This window comes from Elizabethkingia bruuniana (genome assembly GCF_002024805.1).
Classification (GTDB): domain Bacteria; phylum Bacteroidota; class Bacteroidia; order Flavobacteriales; family Weeksellaceae; genus Elizabethkingia; species Elizabethkingia bruuniana.
Window position 1 is genome coordinate 2,554,511 of sequence record NZ_CP014337.1, and the last position, 18,648, is coordinate 2,573,158.

Below are 18,648 nucleotides of genomic sequence, written 5' to 3' on the forward strand. Positions count from 1 at the left end.
TAATAGACTTAAAATCCAAATAAAAACAAACGGGTCATCAAAAAAGTTTCTTGATGACCCGTTTTATAAAAAAAACGATTGAAAAAATGATGACGAAGTTATTCTATCATCAGGATTTTAAAAATTCTATCTCAAGTTGCTGATCAGTAAAATGCTTTAAGCAAATGAGATAGAATTCAGGAGACATATTTTACTGGTTGACAGTTAGCAGTATACAGTTGATATTTATGGATATACTAATTTGGCAGGTACTGTTCACTACTAACCGACAACTCTTTAATTTATTTTTCCCACTTAACCTCTTCTCCCTGAGGGGAAGCTCCTCCTTGCTCAACCTTCACAGGAGGAGTTTCCTGATTAATATGGTATACATAAGCTGCAATCTTTTCTGCATCCCTACCGGAGATTGTACCATCTTTGATAAATGGTCTCATCGTTGGATTATTAGGAGATCCATTTTCCAGCATCCAGAATACATTATGAAATACATCTTTTTCTTTTACATTAATCCAATGATTGTCTGTCAGGTTTGGTCCTATTCCGCCTTTACCTCCTTCCGAATGACAGGTTGCACAATTGGTTTTGAATAACTGCTCCCCTTCAGCAATATTAGAAGGATCATATTTAGCAGTTTCAAGTGTTATTTTTGGTGCTGTTTTCTCATATTCTTCAATAGAAGCCAGCATTGTTTTATGTTCTTTTTCATATTCCGCATCCTGATGAGCATAATCTGTGAACACATAAGCCAACATATAAATCACACAAAAGATATTTCCGAAGTAGAATAAACCAATCCACCATTTTGGCAAAGCATTATCCAACTCTGTAATCCCGTCGAAACCATGGTCTATAATAAGATCTGTTTCTTCTTTCTGAGACTGTTTTTTAACAGCCGAATTCCACAATCTTCGCAAAAAAGGAATCTTTTTCTGCTCCAGATAAAGCTTCTTCTCTTCATCAGTTAACTTCTTAAAGTTTTCATTTTCTACAAGATCCTGAAGGGAGCTCACTATCAGCAATAGTAAGGCTGACATAATCACTACAACCCAGAAATAGGGAGATGTAAGATAATGAACTTCGGGAGCAAACATCTCGAAAGCTAAAGCTATCAGACAGAATGTAAGTACTATATAAACTGAAATCGGTGTTCTTACTTTCATAACTAAACTATTTAAAGTTATTTAATAGAGGCTGTTTGTACATCTGTAGTCTTAATATCAGTACCTAATCTCTGAAGGTATGCGATAAGTGCTACAATTTCTCTCTTCTCAATCGGAATAAATTTGTCGCCTTTGGCAATTTTTTCCTGTGCTACCTGCTCTTTAATATCTGCAGCCTCGGAGTAAATTTTCTGTACGATTACATTAGCCTGATTGTCAGCCCATGCATTTGCAGAATCTATCTGTGCTTTGGTATATGGTACATCAAACGCATTTTTCATTAACTTCATTTTGTTTACCATTTCCGAGCGATCCAATTCATTCGTAATCAACCATGGGAAACGTGGCATAATAGAACCTGCTGATGTTACTCTTGGATTATACATATGTTTAAAGTGCCATGAATCCGGGTTTTTATTACCTTCTCTTTGTAAATCCGGACCGGTTCTCTTAGATCCCCATAAGAAAGGCCTGTCATATATAAACTCTCCTGCTTTGGAATATTGCCCGTTTTTGCCATCAAATCTTACAATTTCATCACGGAAAGGCCTGATCATCTGAGAGTGACAAGAGTTACATCCTTCACGAATATATAAGTCTCTACCTTCTAATTCCAATGGTGAGTATGGTTTAACGGCTGCTATATTTGGCACATTACTCTTCACACTCAGGGTCGGGATAATTTCAACCGCACCTCCTATCGCCAGTGTAACAAATGCTCCGATGGATAATACTGTTGGCATTCTTTCAATCCATAAGTGTACAGGCTCTCCATCTTTTCTATCGTTACCAATAACTGCTAACGCTGGTGCTTCTGCAGGAACATTTTTCTCAAATACTCCTTTTCTTACTGTTTTGAACACATTCACTACCATTAATAGTGCTCCTGTCAGATATAATATCCCACCAAGGAATCTTAATTTAAAGTATGGAATAATTGCTGTTACAGTATCTAACCAGTTTTTATACATCAAAGTACCATCCGGGTTAAATTGCTTCCACATCAAACCTTGCGTAAAACCGGAGATATACATTGGTACTGCATAGAAAATAATACCCAGAGTCCCCAGCCAGAAGTGCCAGTTGGCTAATTTTACAGACCATAGTTTGGTTTTCCACATTAATGGTACAAGGAAATATATAATACCGAAGGCCATAAAACCATTCCATCCTAATGCACCTAAGTGTACGTGACCAATTACCCAGTCGGTATAGTGTCCAATTTTATTTAGAGATTTAGTTGCCAAAAGCGGTCCTTCAAAAGTTGCCATACCATAACATGTAACAGCTACTACGAAGAATTTAAGTACCGGATTTTCTCTTACTTTATCCCAAGCCCCTCTTAGCGTTAATAGGCCATTTAGCATACCTCCCCAAGACGGTGCGATAAGCATGATGGAGAAACCTGTGCCCAATGCCTGTGCCCAGCCAGGTAAAGAAGTATACTGAAGGTGATGAGGGCCAGCCCAAAGGTATACGAAGATTAGGGACCAGAAGTGAATAATAGATAATTTGTAAGAGAATACTGGTCTGTCTGCTGCTTTCGGCATGAAGTAGTACATAAGCCCCAATACTGGTGTTGTTAGTACGAATGCTACTGCATTGTGACCATACCACCATTGTACTAATGCATCTTTTACCCCTGCATATACTGAATATGATTTCCAGAAGTTTAACGGAACTTCTAAGTTATTTACGATGTGAAGTAAAGCTACCCCAATCCAGGTTGCTATAAAGAACCAGATGGCTACATATAAGTGTCTTACTCTTCTCTTAGCAATCGTACCAAACATGTTGATACCAAAGATAACCCATGAGAAAGTAATTAAGATGTCAATAGGCCATTCATGCTCTGCATATTCTTTAGATGTATTAATCCCCATAAGGAATGTAATAACCACACTTACAATCATTAACTGCCAAGACCAGAAATGTATCCATGAAAGTGTATCGCTGTACATTCTGGTTTTAAGTAGTCTCTGCATACTGTAATAAGCACCACAGAAAAACGAGTTACATACAAAAGCAAAAATCACTGCACTGGTATGCAGCATTCTTATTCTACCAAAACCAAGTGCTCCTTGTGTATTAATTAGTCCCTGAATATTTCCGCTTCTTAAACTCTGAATCGTCGTATCATCCGTACCGAAAAGGAATTCTGGTAATTCAGGGTAGAACAACATTAAAGCTGCCGTAAGCCCAAGAAGAAAGCCTACGAGACCGAACGCTATTGTCGCATATAAAAATGCCCGAACAATATTGTTGTCATAATGAAACTTTTGCGCCTCCATTTTTCTACTGTATTTATTTTATAAGGTTATATCCCACTAACTGATTAGCAAAAAATAGCTAAAGAATTACGCTAAAAACAGTATTTTCCACCTGTTTTATTTGTGTTTCAAAGGTATTCGTTATCTTTGTGGTGTACCAGTAGACCAACTACTAAAGTATACCGAAATCTACTAAAAGCATAAGCGATGAAAGAATGTGGCAACAGTATCAGACAAATCCGGAGAAATAAAGATCTAACCCAGGAGTATATGGCTCTGGAGTTGGGAATCTCCCAAAAAGCATATTCTGATTTAGAAAACTGCAAAGTCAAAATGAATATGACAACCTTACTAAAAGTTGCAGATATATTGGAGATTAGCCCCTCCGAAATTTGCAGCCTTTCAGGAAATTGCACCAACGATATGCAGCAGAAACATGAAAGTCTTATAGACTATCTGAAGCAAAATAACATCCAGGTTCCGGATGAATATTTGTAATTACAATAAGAAAAGTATATAAAAAAGCAGCGGGGAGTTTCTCCCCGCTGCTTTTTTATACGTTATGTTTATTTACTATCTAACGGCTTTTCATTATCCTTTTCTTTCTTTCGCCCGGCTTTTATCAAAGCCTGATGAACTACAAATTCAATCTGTCCGTTTACGCTCCGAAATTCATCTGAAGCCCATTTTTCAATAAGCTTATAAGTTTCTTCATCAATCCGGAGGACAAAGCTTTTTTTTGCACTCAAAATTTTTATTTTTTCTGTTAAGCTTTCGCTTAGTCTACATTCTAATTATACAAAGTACCGGCATTTAGTATAGGCTGTGCAGCCTTTTCCCCACAAAGTACAACCATAAGATTGCTTACCATAGCGGCTTTTCTTTCGTCATCCAACTCTACTATATTTTCTTCCGATAATTTTTTCAAGGCCATATCTACCATCCCGACAGCCCCTTCTACAATCTTAGCCCTTGCTGCTACAATTGCCGTAGCCTGCTGGCGTTGAAGCATAGCTCCTGCAATTTCAGAGGCATAAGCCAAGTGGCTAATTCTGGCCTCCTGAATTACAATTCCTGCTTTTGAAAGTCTGTCTGTAAGTTCCTGCTCCAGGATCTGATTAATTTTATCTCCACCTTCTCTTAAGGTTATCGGTGCATGATCATCCTCAAGATTATCATAAGGAAAGCTCATCGCTAAATGACGAACTGCTGCTTCACTCTGCATTTTTACAAAATCAGTATAACGCTCCACCTCAAAGGCAGCTTTATAGGTATCTCCTACTTTCCAAACGATAACAACTCCTATCTCAATAGGATTTCCCATTTTATCATTTACTTTTAGTGTTTGCCCCTGAAGATTCTCTGAACGAAGACTCATTCTTTGTGAAGAATAAAGAGGGTTGATGAAGAACAATCCGTTCTCTTTAACAGTTCCTACATACTTCCCGAAGAAGTTAAGCACTCTGGAGTGGTTAGGTTGGATAATCATAAGACCTTTCATAAAAAATATTGCAAGAATAAAACACAATACCCCCATAACAGACAAGAAAGGATTATACTGCATTCCTGTAAAGAACAGAGCAACAGCACCAAATAGTAATAAGATACTTATAAGTAATGCCACATAACCAGACATTGGTTTCAGATTTTTTTCCATATTGATATTAATTTGATATCATAAAGATATGAAATTAATAATACAAAAAAGCAATAAATTTATTTTCCAGTTAAAAGTCACTATAATTGGAAATATGAATAAAATCAGGTTAAGCTATTTTAATGTGCCACTACCAGGAATATTCCTAATTTTAGATGCGAAAGCACAACCCACTAAAATTACTATATATGCGCATAAATCGACTTTTTCTAATTATCCTTACCGGCTATCTAAGTTCTTGTAGCAACAATGACAATCGAGATGGTGGTGACAATACTAAACCGCCAATAACAATAGCAAAAAAAACATACACTTATCAGTTTAATAACAGCTATAAAATTGAAAACGGAGTTTCTTTAAAAGGCCCCAAAGGAACAGAAACATCAGTTGATGCTAGTATGTTAAACCAATATTGGTTTTCAGTGGATACTTCGGATGATAAACTTGTTGTTGATTACAAAAAAGATTCTCTGTTTGTTATAAATGGTAAATCGAAACTAGCCTATAAAATTAAAGCAAAACAAGATTCTATATTTCTTGAGGGGACTAAACCAGAATTCTTTGGATTACATACTTCTGATAAAACTGGGCTTACTATTTACAAAAGAGTTATAGTCTACCACAGAGCTCCGAGGGAAAATGACAATTCCTCTTTATACAGCAGAAGCGGTCTTAATTTCGGAAGAACTTCTCAGCAAGAAGTATCAAAAACATCTCCTTTCAAAACTCCTTCAGAAATGGTTTCAGCTCAGGATTTTTTAATATGGGCCAATCTTAGTTATTCCTATAAAGAAATCAAATAAGAATATTTACACAAACAAAAAAGCCAGGAAGTATCCTGGCTTTTTATTTTATTGTATTCTGATTAAGGTTCAATTTCCGTTCTTTCCTCTGCTTTCTTCGATTTATTATTAGACGAAGATTTAGCACTGTGGAGTTTTTTATATTTAAACCATGCTGCTAAACTTAGAGCAATCATGAAAGCTAAACTTAAATACACCCATAACGGAACAGGAATTGGATCTCCTGCCGCATAGGAATGTAATCCTGAAAGATAATAATTAACCCCAAAATAGGTCATAATCATAGAGCAGAAAGCAAACATTGTTACTACATGGAAAGTATATCTACCTCTAAGTCCCGGTACTAAACGCATATGCAATACAAATGCATAAATAATAATCGAGATAAACGCCCATGTCTCTTTAGGATCCCAAGACCAGTAACGACCCCAGCTTTCATTGGCCCAGATACCTCCAAGGAAGTTACCTACAGTAAGCGCAAACAATCCTATTGTCAATGACATTTCACTTACAATAGTCAATTCTTTAATCGTTTTATCATTATGCTCTTTATAGACATCAGAGCTAGTCACAATATAGAAGAATAATGTAATTACTGCAATAATAGCCGAAAGGGCAAAGAATCCGTAACTGGATGTAATAATAGCAACGTGTACAATTAACCAGTAAGATTTAAGTACTGGTACAAGAGGGGTAATCTGTGGATCCAGCTGTGCTCCTCCATGTGCGAATCCCATCATAATAACAGCTACAAGGAAACCTGCCGCTGGTATAAGTGCATTAGAATTTCTGTACAGGATAAGTCCTGCAGTAATTCCGACCCAAGAAATGAACATAATAGCTTCGTAACCATTACTCCATGGTGCGTGTCCGGAAACATACCAACGGCCTACAAGACCTAGGAAATGTGCAATATACCCTACAATTCCGATCCAGATAATTACATTAATTGCCTTATGAACAATTTTATTTGGTTTGAATAAATAGATGAAACCTAATATCAGTATTAAACCACCAATCAGCGTATAAGCAATAAGGAGTTTAAAAAAAAGATTAAGATCATTCATAAACACCTCTACTTTCACCTTTGTGTCAGAAGGCATAATCTTAGAGCCCCACTTATGCTGATAGTCTTGTAACTTTACCAATTCTTTATCCGCATTAGCCCAATCTCCATTTTTTGTAGCATCCAGAACACTTGCAAAATATGGCCCCATCACTTTCTGAGACGCTTCATCTGGTTCAAATTTGTTATCTAACCATGAATGCCATGTATGGTTATTGTCATTGGGTACCGGAACAATACGCATATACTGACCAGAAAGAATTCCGTTGAAAACCTGAACCTGATCATTTATTTCAATAATTCCTTTATCATACATACTCTGTTCTCCCGGTTTTTTCCGGAAAGCAGTATTATAATCTTGCTCCAGTACAAAACGAGGTTGCCCTGTAGCAGGGTCCATCGGGAAAAGGTTTAATAAAGTTGTATACTCATCTTCATTTGCCTTAGTTTTCTTAAGCAATTCATCGCCACCCTTCTTTGGAACTTTAATAAGTGGTACCTGAGTCCACATAAACGGATTAGTCGTAATAGAAAGAAACCACTGATTGGCATCCATTCCATGGAAAGAATCTTTCTTGTATAACTTTCTTAGTATATCTAAAGCGAGTGTATTAACAGGTACAATACGCCCCTCAACATTTTGTACCAAAGCATAGCCAAATTTATCAGCATGCTCTTTATTAACATTAGAATGCTGAACCACAGTTTCGGGATCCAAAACTTTAGGCTTCATAGGACCTGCAGGCTTTCCTACTTCCATTTTCTCAACATTAGGAGCTCCGTGAGTCTCCTGTCCGTGCATGTCGATCTTACCTTTACTGCTGCCGCCATCATAGGTTTGTGCATTTACACTACCAAAAGCAAACAATAGGAATGCTACAACTACAGCTTTTTTCTTGCTAATATCTTTCAACATTTTGTTTAGTTGCCAGAAACGAGTTCCTTTCCAGAACAATGAAACAAAGAGTCCAAGGAATAAGAAAGTATATCCTACATAAGTAATGTTGGTTCCCCAGAAATCGTGGTTTACAGAAAGGTGAGTTCCTTTTCTGTCCGGATCAAATCCTGCCTGGAAGAAACGATATCCACCGTGATTAAGAACGTGGTTCATATAGATTTTATACGGTGTTTGTTTTCCGTTTTCTATAATCTGTATATGAGATTCGTATGCAGATGGGGAATTACTTCCTGGATAAGTTTCCATTACAAATTTATCAAGCTTCAGAGAGAATGGTGTCTGTAAAACTTTAGGACCAAATCCTAACATAATGTTTTTACCATCTACCATAATCTGTTTAGCCATATTAGGATTATTTTTATCAACTAATATATCAACAGGCTGTTTTGTCTTAGGACCTTCAACCATTAATCTCAAAAGATCTGGTGTTCCCTGATCTTTTTTCTTATCACCTTCATATTCTATAAGCTTCCCTTTCTTCACACCTTCAGGTACAACTAATTTTAAATCACCAATTGTATATAAACTTCTTAGCTTTAGGGAATCTAGTGCATCTTTTTTAGCAACACCTGTTTTTTGCGTTGCCATCGTCATATATTGAGCATCGGATGGAGATTTGATCTGAAGGAATCCATTTTCATCATGAATTTCCACACCACCTTCAATTTTACGGTTATAGGTAACCAACATACCATTTACGCTCTTTGCCTCACCCGGGGCAATGAATATATTTTCTCTCCCCTGGTCGTTTGTGGAAACCAGATGAAGATAATTTTTCCCGCTCTCAGAAACTACTAATGAATCTTTCTTTCTCTGGATGTAGTCCAGCGTTTTCACTGTAAACTTTTCACCTCTGAAATCATAAGTAGCATTAAAATCATGATGCAATGGAGACATAATATAAGGTACATCTTCATAATTCAGAATATCACCTTTATCCTCTATCTGTATTTTGAAATATTGTTTTTCGCTAACGATCTGGTTAGAAGTTTCACCTTCACGAATCAGCATCATTCCTTCAAAACTAATGTAACGTGTAATAGCCCCTCCAATAAAGATCAGAATAAAAGCTAAGTGAAATACCAATAGCGGCCACTTCTCTCTTCTAAAAAGTCTGTATCGCTGAATATTTCCGATAAAATTGATGATGAGAAGTAACATCACCAGTTCAAACCATTTGGCATTATAAATTAAAGCCTTAGCCGCGGGCGTTCCATGGTCATTTTCTATAAACGTAGCTACCGCCATTGAGATAGCATAGACCAGTAACAATACTGCCATTGTTCTGGTTGAGATAAGTATATCCTGTAATTTCTTCATTATGGGTACTCTAAAAACACATCCGGCAAAATTACACCAAAAAAACTATTATAAGCCAACATGGAGAAAAATCATATCTATGGTTAGACACTATATTTTCTATTACCTAAATGCCTTCTTTTTACAAACAAAACAACATTAGTTTTTTTGCTATTTTATTCTAAATTTGCAAAGACCTTATATAACACAGAAAAAGAATGAATCAAAAGCCAGAAGTTGCTAAGACTAAGACCATTTCGAAATTAAGAATTATCTCCGGCGTAACATTCGTTTTCCTTTCCATAGTGCTTACCCTCTCTTTCATTTCTTATCTTATGAAGTGGAAGGCCGACCAAAGCCAGGCAGGGACAATGCTAGACAAGTCTATTAAATCTTCCAATATATTTGGAAAGATTGGTGACTGGTTGGGCAATTTTTTCATTTTTGAATCTATCGGAATAGCAGGTTTCATTGTTGCTTTCCTATTATTTGTTTTCGGAACGCTGATTCTGAAAAAAAATTATTTCAAGCCATGGAAAACTATTTCCCATAGTCTGTTTTTCATCTGTTGGTTGCCAATTTTCATGGGTGTTATTACAAAAGGTCAGGGTGTATTATCCGGTGTATATGGTTTCCAGATTATGGATTACCTAAATGCTATCATTGGTACTTTCGGATTATGGATGATTCTTCTTTTAAGTATCGGACTATATTTTGTTTTAGAATTCAACCTTCGCCCGTCTAACATCAAAGCCAAAATGGATGAACTAAATGAAAATACTTTAGGTAAATTCAAAAATAAGGTTTCGGCAATGGATAATGATTCCGACGACAATGAAGAAGAAGAACTTCCGGTTGTAGATGAAACACCAAAAGAAGTAAACCTTACACAGTCTAAAAGACCTTCTCCATTTGATAAAAAAGCTGAAGAGGCAGAAAATAAAGTTGTAGTTACAGAAGAACTGCCTAAAGCGGAACCTGTTCATATACCTACTCCACCTCCTATTATAGAGACTCCTAATCATACTACCACTCCAATATCAACTGTTACAAGTAATGAAGTCCCTGCTCATAAAGTGACAACCACACCTGATATTGCTTTTACAGTAGAACAAAAGGAGGAAGAAGTAATAGTTCTGGACGAGGCGGATAAAAGATCTCAGAATCTGGTAGATCAGCACGGACTTTACGATCATAAATTAGACCTTGCCAAGTTCCAGATGCCTTCTGTTTCTTTGTTAAAAGATTATGGCAATGAGAATATTAACATTAATCAAGACGAACTTGAAGAAAATAAAAACCGTATTGTCGGACTTCTTAAAAACTTCAACGTTGGTATTACCGAAATAAAAGCAACCATAGGTCCTACTGTTACACTTTATGAAATTGTACCTGAAGCAGGTATCCGTGTAGCACAGATTAAAAAACTTCAGGACGATATAGCGCTTAACCTTTCTGCGTTGGGTATCAGAATTATTGCACCAATGCCAGGGAAAGGTACTATTGGTATCGAAGTACCTAACCAAACCCCATCTATGGTAAGTATGCGTTCGGTAATAGCTTCACCTAAATTCCAGAATACCGACATGGATCTCCCAGTTGTTTTTGGTAAAACGATTTCCAATGAGATCTTTATGGCTGATTTGGCAAAAATGCCGCACTTACTAATGGCCGGAGCAACAGGTCAAGGTAAATCTGTAGGTATCAACGCTATTCTGACATCACTTATTTACAAAAAACACCCTAGCGAACTAAAGTTTGTAATGGTTGACCCTAAGAAAGTTGAACTTTCTTTATACTCAAAAATAGAAAGACACTATTTAGCAAAATTACCGGATGGTGGCGATGCTATTATTACAGACAATGCAAAGGTTATCAATACACTGAATTCTCTTTGTATTGAAATGGACAATCGTTATGAATTGCTGAAGAATGCTTTCTGTAAAAATATTAAAGAGTACAACAAGAAGTTTACGGAAAGAAAATTAAATCCTGAAAACGGACACCGATATCTCCCTTATATTGTATTGGTTGTGGATGAATTTGCAGACCTTATTATGACTGCCGGAAAAGAAGTAGAAATGCCAATTGCCCGTCTGGCACAGCTTGCCCGTGCTATTGGTATACATCTTATTGTAGCAACGCAAAGACCATCGGTAAACGTTATTACAGGTATGATCAAAGCCAACTTCCCTGCCCGGGCTGCCTTCAGAGTAATTTCCGGAGTTGACTCCAGAACAATTCTGGATACACCGGGGGCTGAACAGTTAGTAGGAAAAGGAGATATGCTGTACTTCAATGGAAATGACCTTATCCGTCTGCAGTGCGCATTCGTAGACACTCCTGAAGTAGAAAAAATCGCAGAATTCATCGGAGAACAAAAAGGTTACCCGGAAGCATATCAGTTACCTGAATACTCAGGAGATGAATCTATTGTTTCTGTCGGAAGTTTTGATCCTAATGAAAAAGATGTACTTTTCGATGAGGCTGCCAAGATTGTAGTTTCTACACAGCAAGGATCAACATCTATGTTGCAACGCCAGCTGAAACTGGGGTATAATCGTGCCGGAAGAATCATGGATCAGTTAGAAGCCTCAGGTATTGTCGGAAGCTTCAACGGAGCTAAGGCACGGGAAGTATTGATTACAGATCTGCATTCTTTGGAACAGTTTTTGGAAGAATTGCGCAAATAATCTAAAAACAAAAAAAACAGAAAAGATGAAAAACCTTATAAAGAAATTATCTGTAGGAATTTTTGCTGTGGCCTTTACTATGGGTTTTGGACAAAAAATAGATGCTAATGCAAAAACTATTTTAGACGGCGTTTCTACGAATTACAAATCGAAAAAAAATAATTATTTCAAATTTGTTTACCGTAACGGAAGTGGTACAGCCGGAAAAGCAGTTACTGGTATTTTCTATTCAGCGGGGAGTAAGTACAAGCTGAATATTATGGGTACAGAACAAATCTTCGATGGTAATAAAGTATACAGTATTAGTGGTGATGATAAGGAAGTTACTATTGCAAAACCTACAGGTAGCGAAACGATGTTCTCCCCTCTTAATTATATTGACTCTTACAAAAACGGATATACAGTACAGTATATGGGTAAGAAAAACGTTGGCGGAATCAACACTGATTATATAAAAATGACTCCGGTCTCAAATAATGGGATAAAATATGTAAATTTGTTCGTCAATTCAGCTAAGAAACAATTGGTGAAATTAGAACAGTTTTCGGAGAATAATGAAGTTGCGGTAATTGAGATTTCAAAATATATAGAAAATCAGAACCTTTCTCCTTCAGTTTTCACTTTTAACAAAGCCAATTATAAAAATTATCTGATTACAGAATTGTAGTTATAATAAAATAAGCAAAGCATAAAAAAGTCACACAAAGATGTGGCTTTTTATATAGAATATATGATAAAAAAGCTTGACCAATACATTATAAAGACCTTTTTCGGTCCTTTCCTATTTATCTTCAGTGTCCTTTGTTTCATCTTCATTGTAAACATTATCTGGACACAGATGGGGCAGTTGGCCGGTAAAGGATTAAGTGCCTGGGAAATTTCAAAACTGCTTTTTTACATGGGGGTTACCGTTGTAAAAATGGTACTTCCACTTACCATTCTGCTTGCAGCTATTATGACTTTTGGAGACTTTGGGGAACGGTATGAACTGGCAGCCATGAAGTCTGCGGGGATATCATTACTCCGTGTAATGAGGCCTCTGCTCATTATGGTTATTTTACTTTCTGTACTCCTCTACTTTTTCTCCAACAATATTATTCCGGACTTTCAGCGTAAAGCAAAAAATATGCTTTATAATATTGCTTCCTCCCGTCCGGCACTAAACTTTACACCTGGACAGTTTATCGATACGGTACCGGGAATGACGATAAAATTTGATGAAATAAAGGGTGAAAACGGAGAAAATGTAACAGGTGTATTTATCCACAAAGTAGCCAACTCATACGAAGACAATCAAACAGTAGTTGCCAAGAACGGAAAATTCGTTCAGGCTGTAGACAAACATTATCTTAAACTGATTCTGTATAACGGATATATTTTCCAGGATCAGATTGCTAATAAAGATTTTAAAGAAAGAGAAAAGCAGGCTAATCAGGCCATAAAGTTTGACTCACTTGTACAACACTTCGACGTTTCTTTACTTTTAAATAAAGCTCTGGAGGAGCAAAATATTACAGACGATTATCAGTTCCAAACTTATAATCAGATTGCCAAAACATTAAAAAAGAAAAGAAAGGATGATAAAGATGCTTTCAATACAATTTCTCAGGATATTGTAAGCCAGCAAAACGGTTATGTATCTTATATTGATAAGATTAAAACGGACAAAAAGCTGGTTAAACAACCTTTTAAACTTGACTCTCTGAAGGGAGATAAGAAAATGGAGGCACTGTACTATGCTCACAATAAGTTGCAAGCTGCTAAAAGCGCTTATCAAATGAAGAACGACCAGATTATAGATATTATTAAATACTACACCAAGGTCGTAATGTACCAGCAGCGTATTATTTCTTATTCCTTCACCTGCGTAATTTTCTTCCTGATCGGTGCATCTCTTGGATCTATAATCAGAAAAGGTGGAATGGGTCTTCCTGTAATTATAGCCATTGTAATATTCATTTTATTCTATGTTATCAACCTAATGACTGAAAACATAGCATGGAAAGGAGAAATGAATCCATATCTGGCTACATGGCTGCCCAACATGATCTTACTTCCGTTCGGTGTATGGATGACTTATAAAGCTCTAACAGATTCTCAGCTGTTCGATGCCGAAAAGTACAAAGCTTTTTTCAAGCCAATCATTGACCGTTTTTCCAAACCAAAAGAGCATAAGCGCTATCAGTAAAATACAATTGGAAACAATACTTTAAAAAGCTACTTCTGATTTATTATTTCAGAAACAGCCCAATATTTATAATTCAGTATGAAAAAAAATATTTCGACTTTCGTTTTTGGAATTTTGCTTACTACAAGTACATTATCTTTTAGTACAGTTATTAAGGCTCAAGCTGTAGCCTCACAAAAAACAGATGGTTCTGCTGTTACAGAACAGGTCTTAAAAGATATTCTGGAAAAAAACCGTTCTTATTACCAGCAGGGAAAAGTTGCGGATTATATCCCGGAACTCGGTAAGGCAGATGCAAAATCTATTGCTATATCTGTCATTAGTGAAAATGGAAAAATTATAAATGTAGGTGATACTGATAAAAAATTTACCATTCAGAGTATCTCAAAAATTATATCATTAATGATTGCTGTCCGGGAAAAAGGAGAGCAAGATATCTTTGATAAAATGGGCTATTTTGGCACCGACAAACCATTCAATCATTTTTCAAATCTGGAAACAAGCGGAAAGCCATTAAATCCGATGATGAATGCCGGTGCTATTCTAACAACTTCTCTAATAGGCGGAGAAGGTGAAGTACCTTTCAAAAAAATACTGGAAATGATACAGTACATTACCAAAAACAGCAATATAAACTACAGCAAAAAAGTTTATAATTCCGAACGGGAAACCGGACACCGCAACCGTGGAATGTTTTATATAATGAAAAACAGTGGACTGATAACTGGTAATGAAGATAAGCTGAATAACTATTTCAAGCAATGCTCGATAGAGGTTACTGCCGAAGATCTGGCTAAGATAGGTTATTTCTTCGCTCACCAGTGCACGCGTTACGATGGTGATACTACTTATAAAAATGCAGATATTGCTCAGCTGGTAGAATCTCAGATGCTAATTGCCGGAATGTATGAATTCAGTGGAGAATATGCACGTACAGTAGGTTTACCAAGTAAATCCGGAGTTGGTGGCGGTATTACAGTAAGTGTTCCCGGAAAAATGGGAATCGGAGTTTACAGCCCTGCCCTGGATCAGCATGGAAATTCCTTAGCAGGCTACCATATGATCCTTGATCTTGTAAAAAAATATAACCTGAGTCTGTTCAGATAAAATTGTTCTGATTAGTGATTTTATATACGACCAGACTTTCTCTGGTCTATAATGTATAAATTTAATAGTGTTTTTAAATTTTTCATACAAAAATTATATTCAAATGAATCAATATTTTTGTATATTTGCCAACTGAAAATTAAAATAAATGAGTACGATATTTAGCCTTTTCATGGTTCTTATTATCATTGCATGTGTGCTTCTGATCATTGTTATCATGGCCCAGAATCCAAAAGGAGGCGGTCTTTCTGGTACATTTGGAGGTACATCTTCAGCTTCTTTCGGAGTACAGAGAACCAATGAATTTATGGATAAGGCTACATGGTCATTAGGAATTTTTATCATTGTTCTGATTATGTTGAGTGTTATTCTTACAGGAAAACCATCAACAGTAATTCCTCAGTCACAACCAACAAAAAAAGAGCTTCCAAACAACCCACAAGCCCCGGTTCAGAAACCTACGGCACAAGCTCCACAAACACAGCAATCCTCTGCGCCTGCGCAGACTGCAAAATAGATAGATTTAATAGTTTAGTTTAGAAGAAACTGCTTACTAGGGCTCTTACGAGTTTTTTTAAGCAGTTTTTCTTTTATAAGAACTATATTCTGATGCAGTAATGGATCAGGAACAAAAGCTGGGGATTAAGCAAAAGGTTCAGCTAATATGAAGATGGAAAATGCCTTTTCCATTGCAATAATAATTTTGAAGTTTTTGATTTTTCCTTTATTAAGAGATAACGTTCCTCCGGAACGCTTCGAATTTTTGTAAATATAATCTATAGAGATAAAGCTCCTAACGGAGCTCCTTATTCATTATGATGCACTATATTTTTTGGTATGAGAAATCAGGAATACGCTCCGGAGGAGTCTGATCTGTGCAAAAACAAGTATATTCAGAAAACCAGTATTCCAGAGGAACACTATCTCCAACAGAACTATCTTTCTATATCTCCCCTCTGAGGTTTGTACCTGATCTGCAATAATTGAGAAGTCACACAGTTCTGTATTCCGGATCTTTTATTCCTGGTACGGTAATCGGTTTTTAATAGACCTTCCTAAAGAAACCTCATCTGCATATTCCAGCTCATCCCCAACTGCAATTCCTCTTGCAATAACTGAAAAATTCAAAGGGTAATGCTTTAGCTTTTTGTATAGATAATAGGCTGTTGTATCTCCTTCCATAGTTGCACTAAGCGCAAAGATAACCTCATTTACACCGCCAGCTTCCACTTTACTGATCAGACTTTCAGTTTTCAACTGATTAGGGCCTATACCTTCTATTGGAGAAAGTTTTCCACCCAGAACAAGATATTTACCGTTATATTGTCCCGTATTTTCTATAGCCATTACATCCCGTACATCTTCTACTACACACAGCAAGCTATCATTACGGTTACTATTAGCACAAATTTCACAAATATCGTGGTCAGAAAAATTATGACAGATCTTACAATATTTAATATCATTTACCAGCGCCTGAATAGCATTTCCCAATGCCATTCCCTGAGACTGAGGCTGCTTTAACAGGTACAAAGCCAATCTTGTAGCCGATTTTCGTCCTATTCCCGGAAGCCCTGAAATTTCTTCAACGGCCTTTTCTAAAACTTTACTTGGAAAATTCATATTTGCAAAGGTATCATTTTACCTTCTTTCTGTAAAAAAGTTTGTTGACCATTTATGTTTACACTATTTTTGCTGGCCTTAATTATAATATATTATTGATGAAAAATCCTGAATATCCGCTATTCTTACAATTCAAAATTACTACTCTTGCAAACGATTTTGTTGCAAAAGACAAAAATGACAATACAATTGCATATGTGCGTCAGAAAATGTTCAAGTTAAAAGAAGATGTAGTTGTTTTCAACAACGAAAGCAAAGCTGAAGAACTTTTCCGCATTAAAGCTGACCGTTGGTTGGATTTCAATGCAAATTATTCAATTTCTGAAACCAGAACCGGAGAATCTCTTGGTAAAATTGGACGTAGAGGAATGAAATCTATATGGAAATCTACTTACATCGGAATGGACAAACACGGAAGTGAAGACTATACCATTCGTGAAGATAATGGCTGGGTAAAAGTATGGGATAATATGATTGGTGAATTGCCTATTATAGGAATGTTCACAGGATATATACTGAACCCCTCCTATACCTTAACAGATAAAGAAGGCAACAAAATTTTTCAGCTAAAGAAGATGCCTTCATTTTTTGGAAGAAAATTTATGCTGCAGAAGTTTGCTGATGTACCTGACAATGATGAATCCAGACTTATTCTTTCATTCATGATGATGGTTCTTCTGGAGAGAGCAAGAGGCTAAATTTAATTTGATAAAAAATACACACCGTCAATTCTATATTGACGGTTTTTTATTTTGTAAATTTGTCTGTATGATGAGTTCTACTTTTCTTTCTAATCTGTCGTATCCTATCATTCTAGCTCCTATGCTGGGGGTAGTAACACCTAATATGGTGGCTGATGTTTCGGATATGGGCGGATTGGGTTCTCTTCCGTTAGGCGGACTCTCTCCTGAGGCATCCCACAAACTGATTAAGGAGACAAAGCAGCTCACTAAAAATAAATTTGCTGTAAATCTTTTTGCCAATACAGCTCCGGATATCAATAGTAATAAAGTTGCAACGGAAAAGATGGCTCATTTTATTCAGAGTATCCTAAAAGAAAAAAACTGGGCTCAGGATTTTGAGTTTAATTATCAATTTCACCCATATCAGGATTTAATTAACCTGATTATTGAAGAAAAGATAAAATATGTAAGTTTTACTTTTGGAATGCTGGATGAAGAAAGTATGAAAAAGTTAAAGGCTCATCATATCTATACCATTGGTACTGCCACTTGTGTTGAAGAAGCCGTGGAACTTGAAAAATCGGGTGTAGACGCTATCGTTGCACAGGGAATTGAGGCCGGAGGTCACCGCGGTAGTTTCCTTAACGAAAAGTGTATCCCATATATAGGACTTATAACTCTTGTCACACAGATAAAAGACGCAGTGAATATTCCTGTGATCGCTTCTGGTGGTCTTTATGATAAAAGAACTATAGCTGCAGCATTCGATATGGGGGCAGATGCTGTACAAGTCGGAAGCCACTTTATTTCGGCAGAAGAAAGTGCTGCTACAGATGTTTACCGGGATTTAATTAAAAAATCTACAGATACATCTACCATCTTAACAAGAAGCTATACCGGAAGATGGGCACGTGGTATTTGCAACGATTTCATGAAGCTAACAGAACTCAATCAGCTTACAGTACCGGAATATCCTATTCAGAATGTTCTTACACAGGCGATGAGAAGTCTGGCAAAAAAACATAACGACACTCAATTCACAAATTACTGGGCGGGACAAAATGCTAAATATGCTAAACACTTACCTACCGCTGATATCATGAACGAGTTAATTTCAATTTATAAAATAATCAAACAATAA

15 protein-coding genes are annotated in these 18,648 nt (G+C 36.5%); 9 read left to right on the top strand and 6 right to left on the bottom strand.

The window, feature by feature from the left end:
- Positions 1 to 281: 281 nt before the first annotated feature.
- A complete protein-coding gene (locus AYC65_RS11880) occupies positions 282 to 1,160 on the bottom strand; it encodes a cytochrome c (RefSeq protein ID WP_034866087.1) in 879 nt (292 codons plus the stop codon).
- Positions 1,161 to 1,177: 17 nt separating this feature from the next.
- The gene (gene ccoN, locus AYC65_RS11885; protein WP_034866086.1) at positions 1,178 to 3,451 is read right to left on the bottom strand and encodes a cytochrome-c oxidase, cbb3-type subunit I; all 2,274 of its coding nucleotides are present in this window, start codon (positions 3,449 to 3,451) and stop codon (positions 1,178 to 1,180) included.
- A gap of 186 nt (positions 3,452 to 3,637) precedes the next feature.
- On the opposite strand from ccoN, the gene AYC65_RS11890 reads away from it, so the two are divergent.
- Entirely contained in the window at positions 3,638 to 3,928 is a 291-nt protein-coding gene (locus AYC65_RS11890) for a helix-turn-helix transcriptional regulator (protein ID WP_021346350.1), read from the top strand.
- A gap of 68 nt (positions 3,929 to 3,996) precedes the next feature.
- Here the strand turns inward: AYC65_RS11890 and AYC65_RS11895 are convergent, their stop codons facing one another.
- Both AYC65_RS11895 and AYC65_RS11900 read right to left on the bottom strand, forming a co-directional pair.
- Positions 3,997 to 4,179 carry a type II toxin-antitoxin system antitoxin gene (locus tag AYC65_RS11895; RefSeq protein ID WP_034866084.1) on the bottom strand — a complete coding sequence of 61 codons (183 nt, stop codon included), beginning with the start codon at positions 4,177 to 4,179 and terminating at the stop codon, positions 3,997 to 3,999.
- A 41-nt stretch (positions 4,180 to 4,220) separates the two neighbouring features.
- Positions 4,221 to 5,087, bottom strand: coding sequence for an SPFH domain-containing protein (locus AYC65_RS11900; RefSeq protein ID WP_034866079.1), 867 nt, complete (start codon positions 5,085 to 5,087; stop codon positions 4,221 to 4,223).
- 188 nt (positions 5,088 to 5,275) lie between these two features.
- On the opposite strand from AYC65_RS11900, the gene AYC65_RS11905 reads away from it, so the two are divergent.
- Positions 5,276 to 5,890, top strand: a complete 615-nt coding sequence (locus AYC65_RS11905; protein ID WP_034866074.1) for a hypothetical protein — start codon at positions 5,276 to 5,278, stop codon at positions 5,888 to 5,890.
- Between the two features lie 62 nt (positions 5,891 to 5,952).
- Here the strand turns inward: AYC65_RS11905 and ccsB are convergent, their stop codons facing one another.
- Complete coding sequence (gene ccsB, locus AYC65_RS11910) at positions 5,953 to 9,234, bottom strand: c-type cytochrome biogenesis protein CcsB (protein ID WP_034866071.1); 3,282 nt, start codon at positions 9,232 to 9,234, stop codon at positions 5,953 to 5,955.
- A 197-nt stretch (positions 9,235 to 9,431) separates the two neighbouring features.
- Here ccsB and AYC65_RS11915 point away from each other — a divergent pair, with 197 nt between their 5' ends.
- The 5 genes from AYC65_RS11915 to secG all read left to right on the top strand — a co-directional run bounded on the left by AYC65_RS11915 (position 9,432) and on the right by secG (position 15,718).
- Entirely contained in the window at positions 9,432 to 11,906 is a 2,475-nt protein-coding gene (locus tag AYC65_RS11915) for an FtsK/SpoIIIE family DNA translocase (protein ID WP_034866068.1), read from the top strand.
- Between the two features lie 25 nt (positions 11,907 to 11,931).
- Positions 11,932 to 12,573: an outer membrane lipoprotein periplasmic chaperone LolA1 gene (gene lolA1 / locus AYC65_RS11920; RefSeq protein ID WP_034866066.1), complete on the top strand. Its 642-nt coding sequence runs from the start codon at positions 11,932 to 11,934 to the stop codon at positions 12,571 to 12,573.
- 63 nt (positions 12,574 to 12,636) lie between these two features.
- Positions 12,637 to 14,094, top strand: coding sequence for an LptF/LptG family permease (locus AYC65_RS11925; RefSeq protein WP_034866064.1), 1,458 nt, complete (start codon positions 12,637 to 12,639; stop codon positions 14,092 to 14,094).
- Between the two features lie 78 nt (positions 14,095 to 14,172).
- On the top strand, positions 14,173 to 15,201 hold the full coding sequence (gene glsA, locus AYC65_RS11930) for a glutaminase A (protein ID WP_034866062.1): 1,029 nt from the start codon (positions 14,173 to 14,175) through the stop codon (positions 15,199 to 15,201).
- Between the two features lie 148 nt (positions 15,202 to 15,349).
- Positions 15,350 to 15,718 (top strand): preprotein translocase subunit SecG, encoded by a 369-nt coding sequence (gene secG, locus AYC65_RS11935; RefSeq protein ID WP_009092010.1) that lies wholly within the window; start codon positions 15,350 to 15,352, stop codon positions 15,716 to 15,718.
- Between the two features lie 500 nt (positions 15,719 to 16,218).
- Here secG and recR read toward each other — a convergent pair whose 3' ends face one another.
- Positions 16,219 to 16,824, bottom strand: a complete 606-nt coding sequence (gene recR / locus AYC65_RS11940) for a recombination mediator RecR (protein WP_034866059.1) — start codon at positions 16,822 to 16,824, stop codon at positions 16,219 to 16,221.
- Positions 16,825 to 16,922: 98 nt separating this feature from the next.
- On the opposite strand from recR, the gene AYC65_RS11945 reads away from it, so the two are divergent.
- Positions 16,923 to 17,522 (top strand): LURP-one-related family protein, encoded by a 600-nt coding sequence (locus AYC65_RS11945; protein ID WP_034866057.1) that lies wholly within the window; start codon positions 16,923 to 16,925, stop codon positions 17,520 to 17,522.
- A gap of 70 nt (positions 17,523 to 17,592) precedes the next feature.
- Positions 17,593 to 18,648, top strand: a complete 1,056-nt coding sequence (locus AYC65_RS11950) for an NAD(P)H-dependent flavin oxidoreductase (RefSeq protein WP_034866055.1) — start codon at positions 17,593 to 17,595, stop codon at positions 18,646 to 18,648.

Coding starts and splice junctions, on each gene's coding strand:
- ccoN (WP_034866086.1), bottom strand. CDS start 3,451: ATGGAGGCGCAAAAGTTTCATTATGACAACAATATTGTTCGGGCATTT.
- AYC65_RS11950 (WP_034866055.1), top strand. CDS start 17,593: ATGATGAGTTCTACTTTTCTTTCTAATCTGTCGTATCCTATCATTCTA.
- AYC65_RS11900 (WP_034866079.1), bottom strand. CDS start 5,087: ATGGAAAAAAATCTGAAACCAATGTCTGGTTATGTGGCATTACTTATA.
- ccsB (WP_034866071.1), bottom strand. CDS start 9,234: ATGAAGAAATTACAGGATATACTTATCTCAACCAGAACAATGGCAGTA.
- glsA (WP_034866062.1), top strand. CDS start 14,173: ATGAAAAAAAATATTTCGACTTTCGTTTTTGGAATTTTGCTTACTACA.
- AYC65_RS11890 (WP_021346350.1), top strand. CDS start 3,638: ATGAAAGAATGTGGCAACAGTATCAGACAAATCCGGAGAAATAAAGAT.
- secG (WP_009092010.1), top strand. CDS start 15,350: ATGAGTACGATATTTAGCCTTTTCATGGTTCTTATTATCATTGCATGT.
- AYC65_RS11880 (WP_034866087.1), bottom strand. CDS start 1,160: ATGAAAGTAAGAACACCGATTTCAGTTTATATAGTACTTACATTCTGT.
- recR (WP_034866059.1), bottom strand. CDS start 16,824: ATGAATTTTCCAAGTAAAGTTTTAGAAAAGGCCGTTGAAGAAATTTCA.
- AYC65_RS11945 (WP_034866057.1), top strand. CDS start 16,923: ATGAAAAATCCTGAATATCCGCTATTCTTACAATTCAAAATTACTACT.
- AYC65_RS11915 (WP_034866068.1), top strand. CDS start 9,432: ATGAATCAAAAGCCAGAAGTTGCTAAGACTAAGACCATTTCGAAATTA.
- lolA1 (WP_034866066.1), top strand. CDS start 11,932: ATGAAAAACCTTATAAAGAAATTATCTGTAGGAATTTTTGCTGTGGCC.
- AYC65_RS11905 (WP_034866074.1), top strand. CDS start 5,276: ATGCGCATAAATCGACTTTTTCTAATTATCCTTACCGGCTATCTAAGT.
- AYC65_RS11925 (WP_034866064.1), top strand. CDS start 12,637: ATGATAAAAAAGCTTGACCAATACATTATAAAGACCTTTTTCGGTCCT.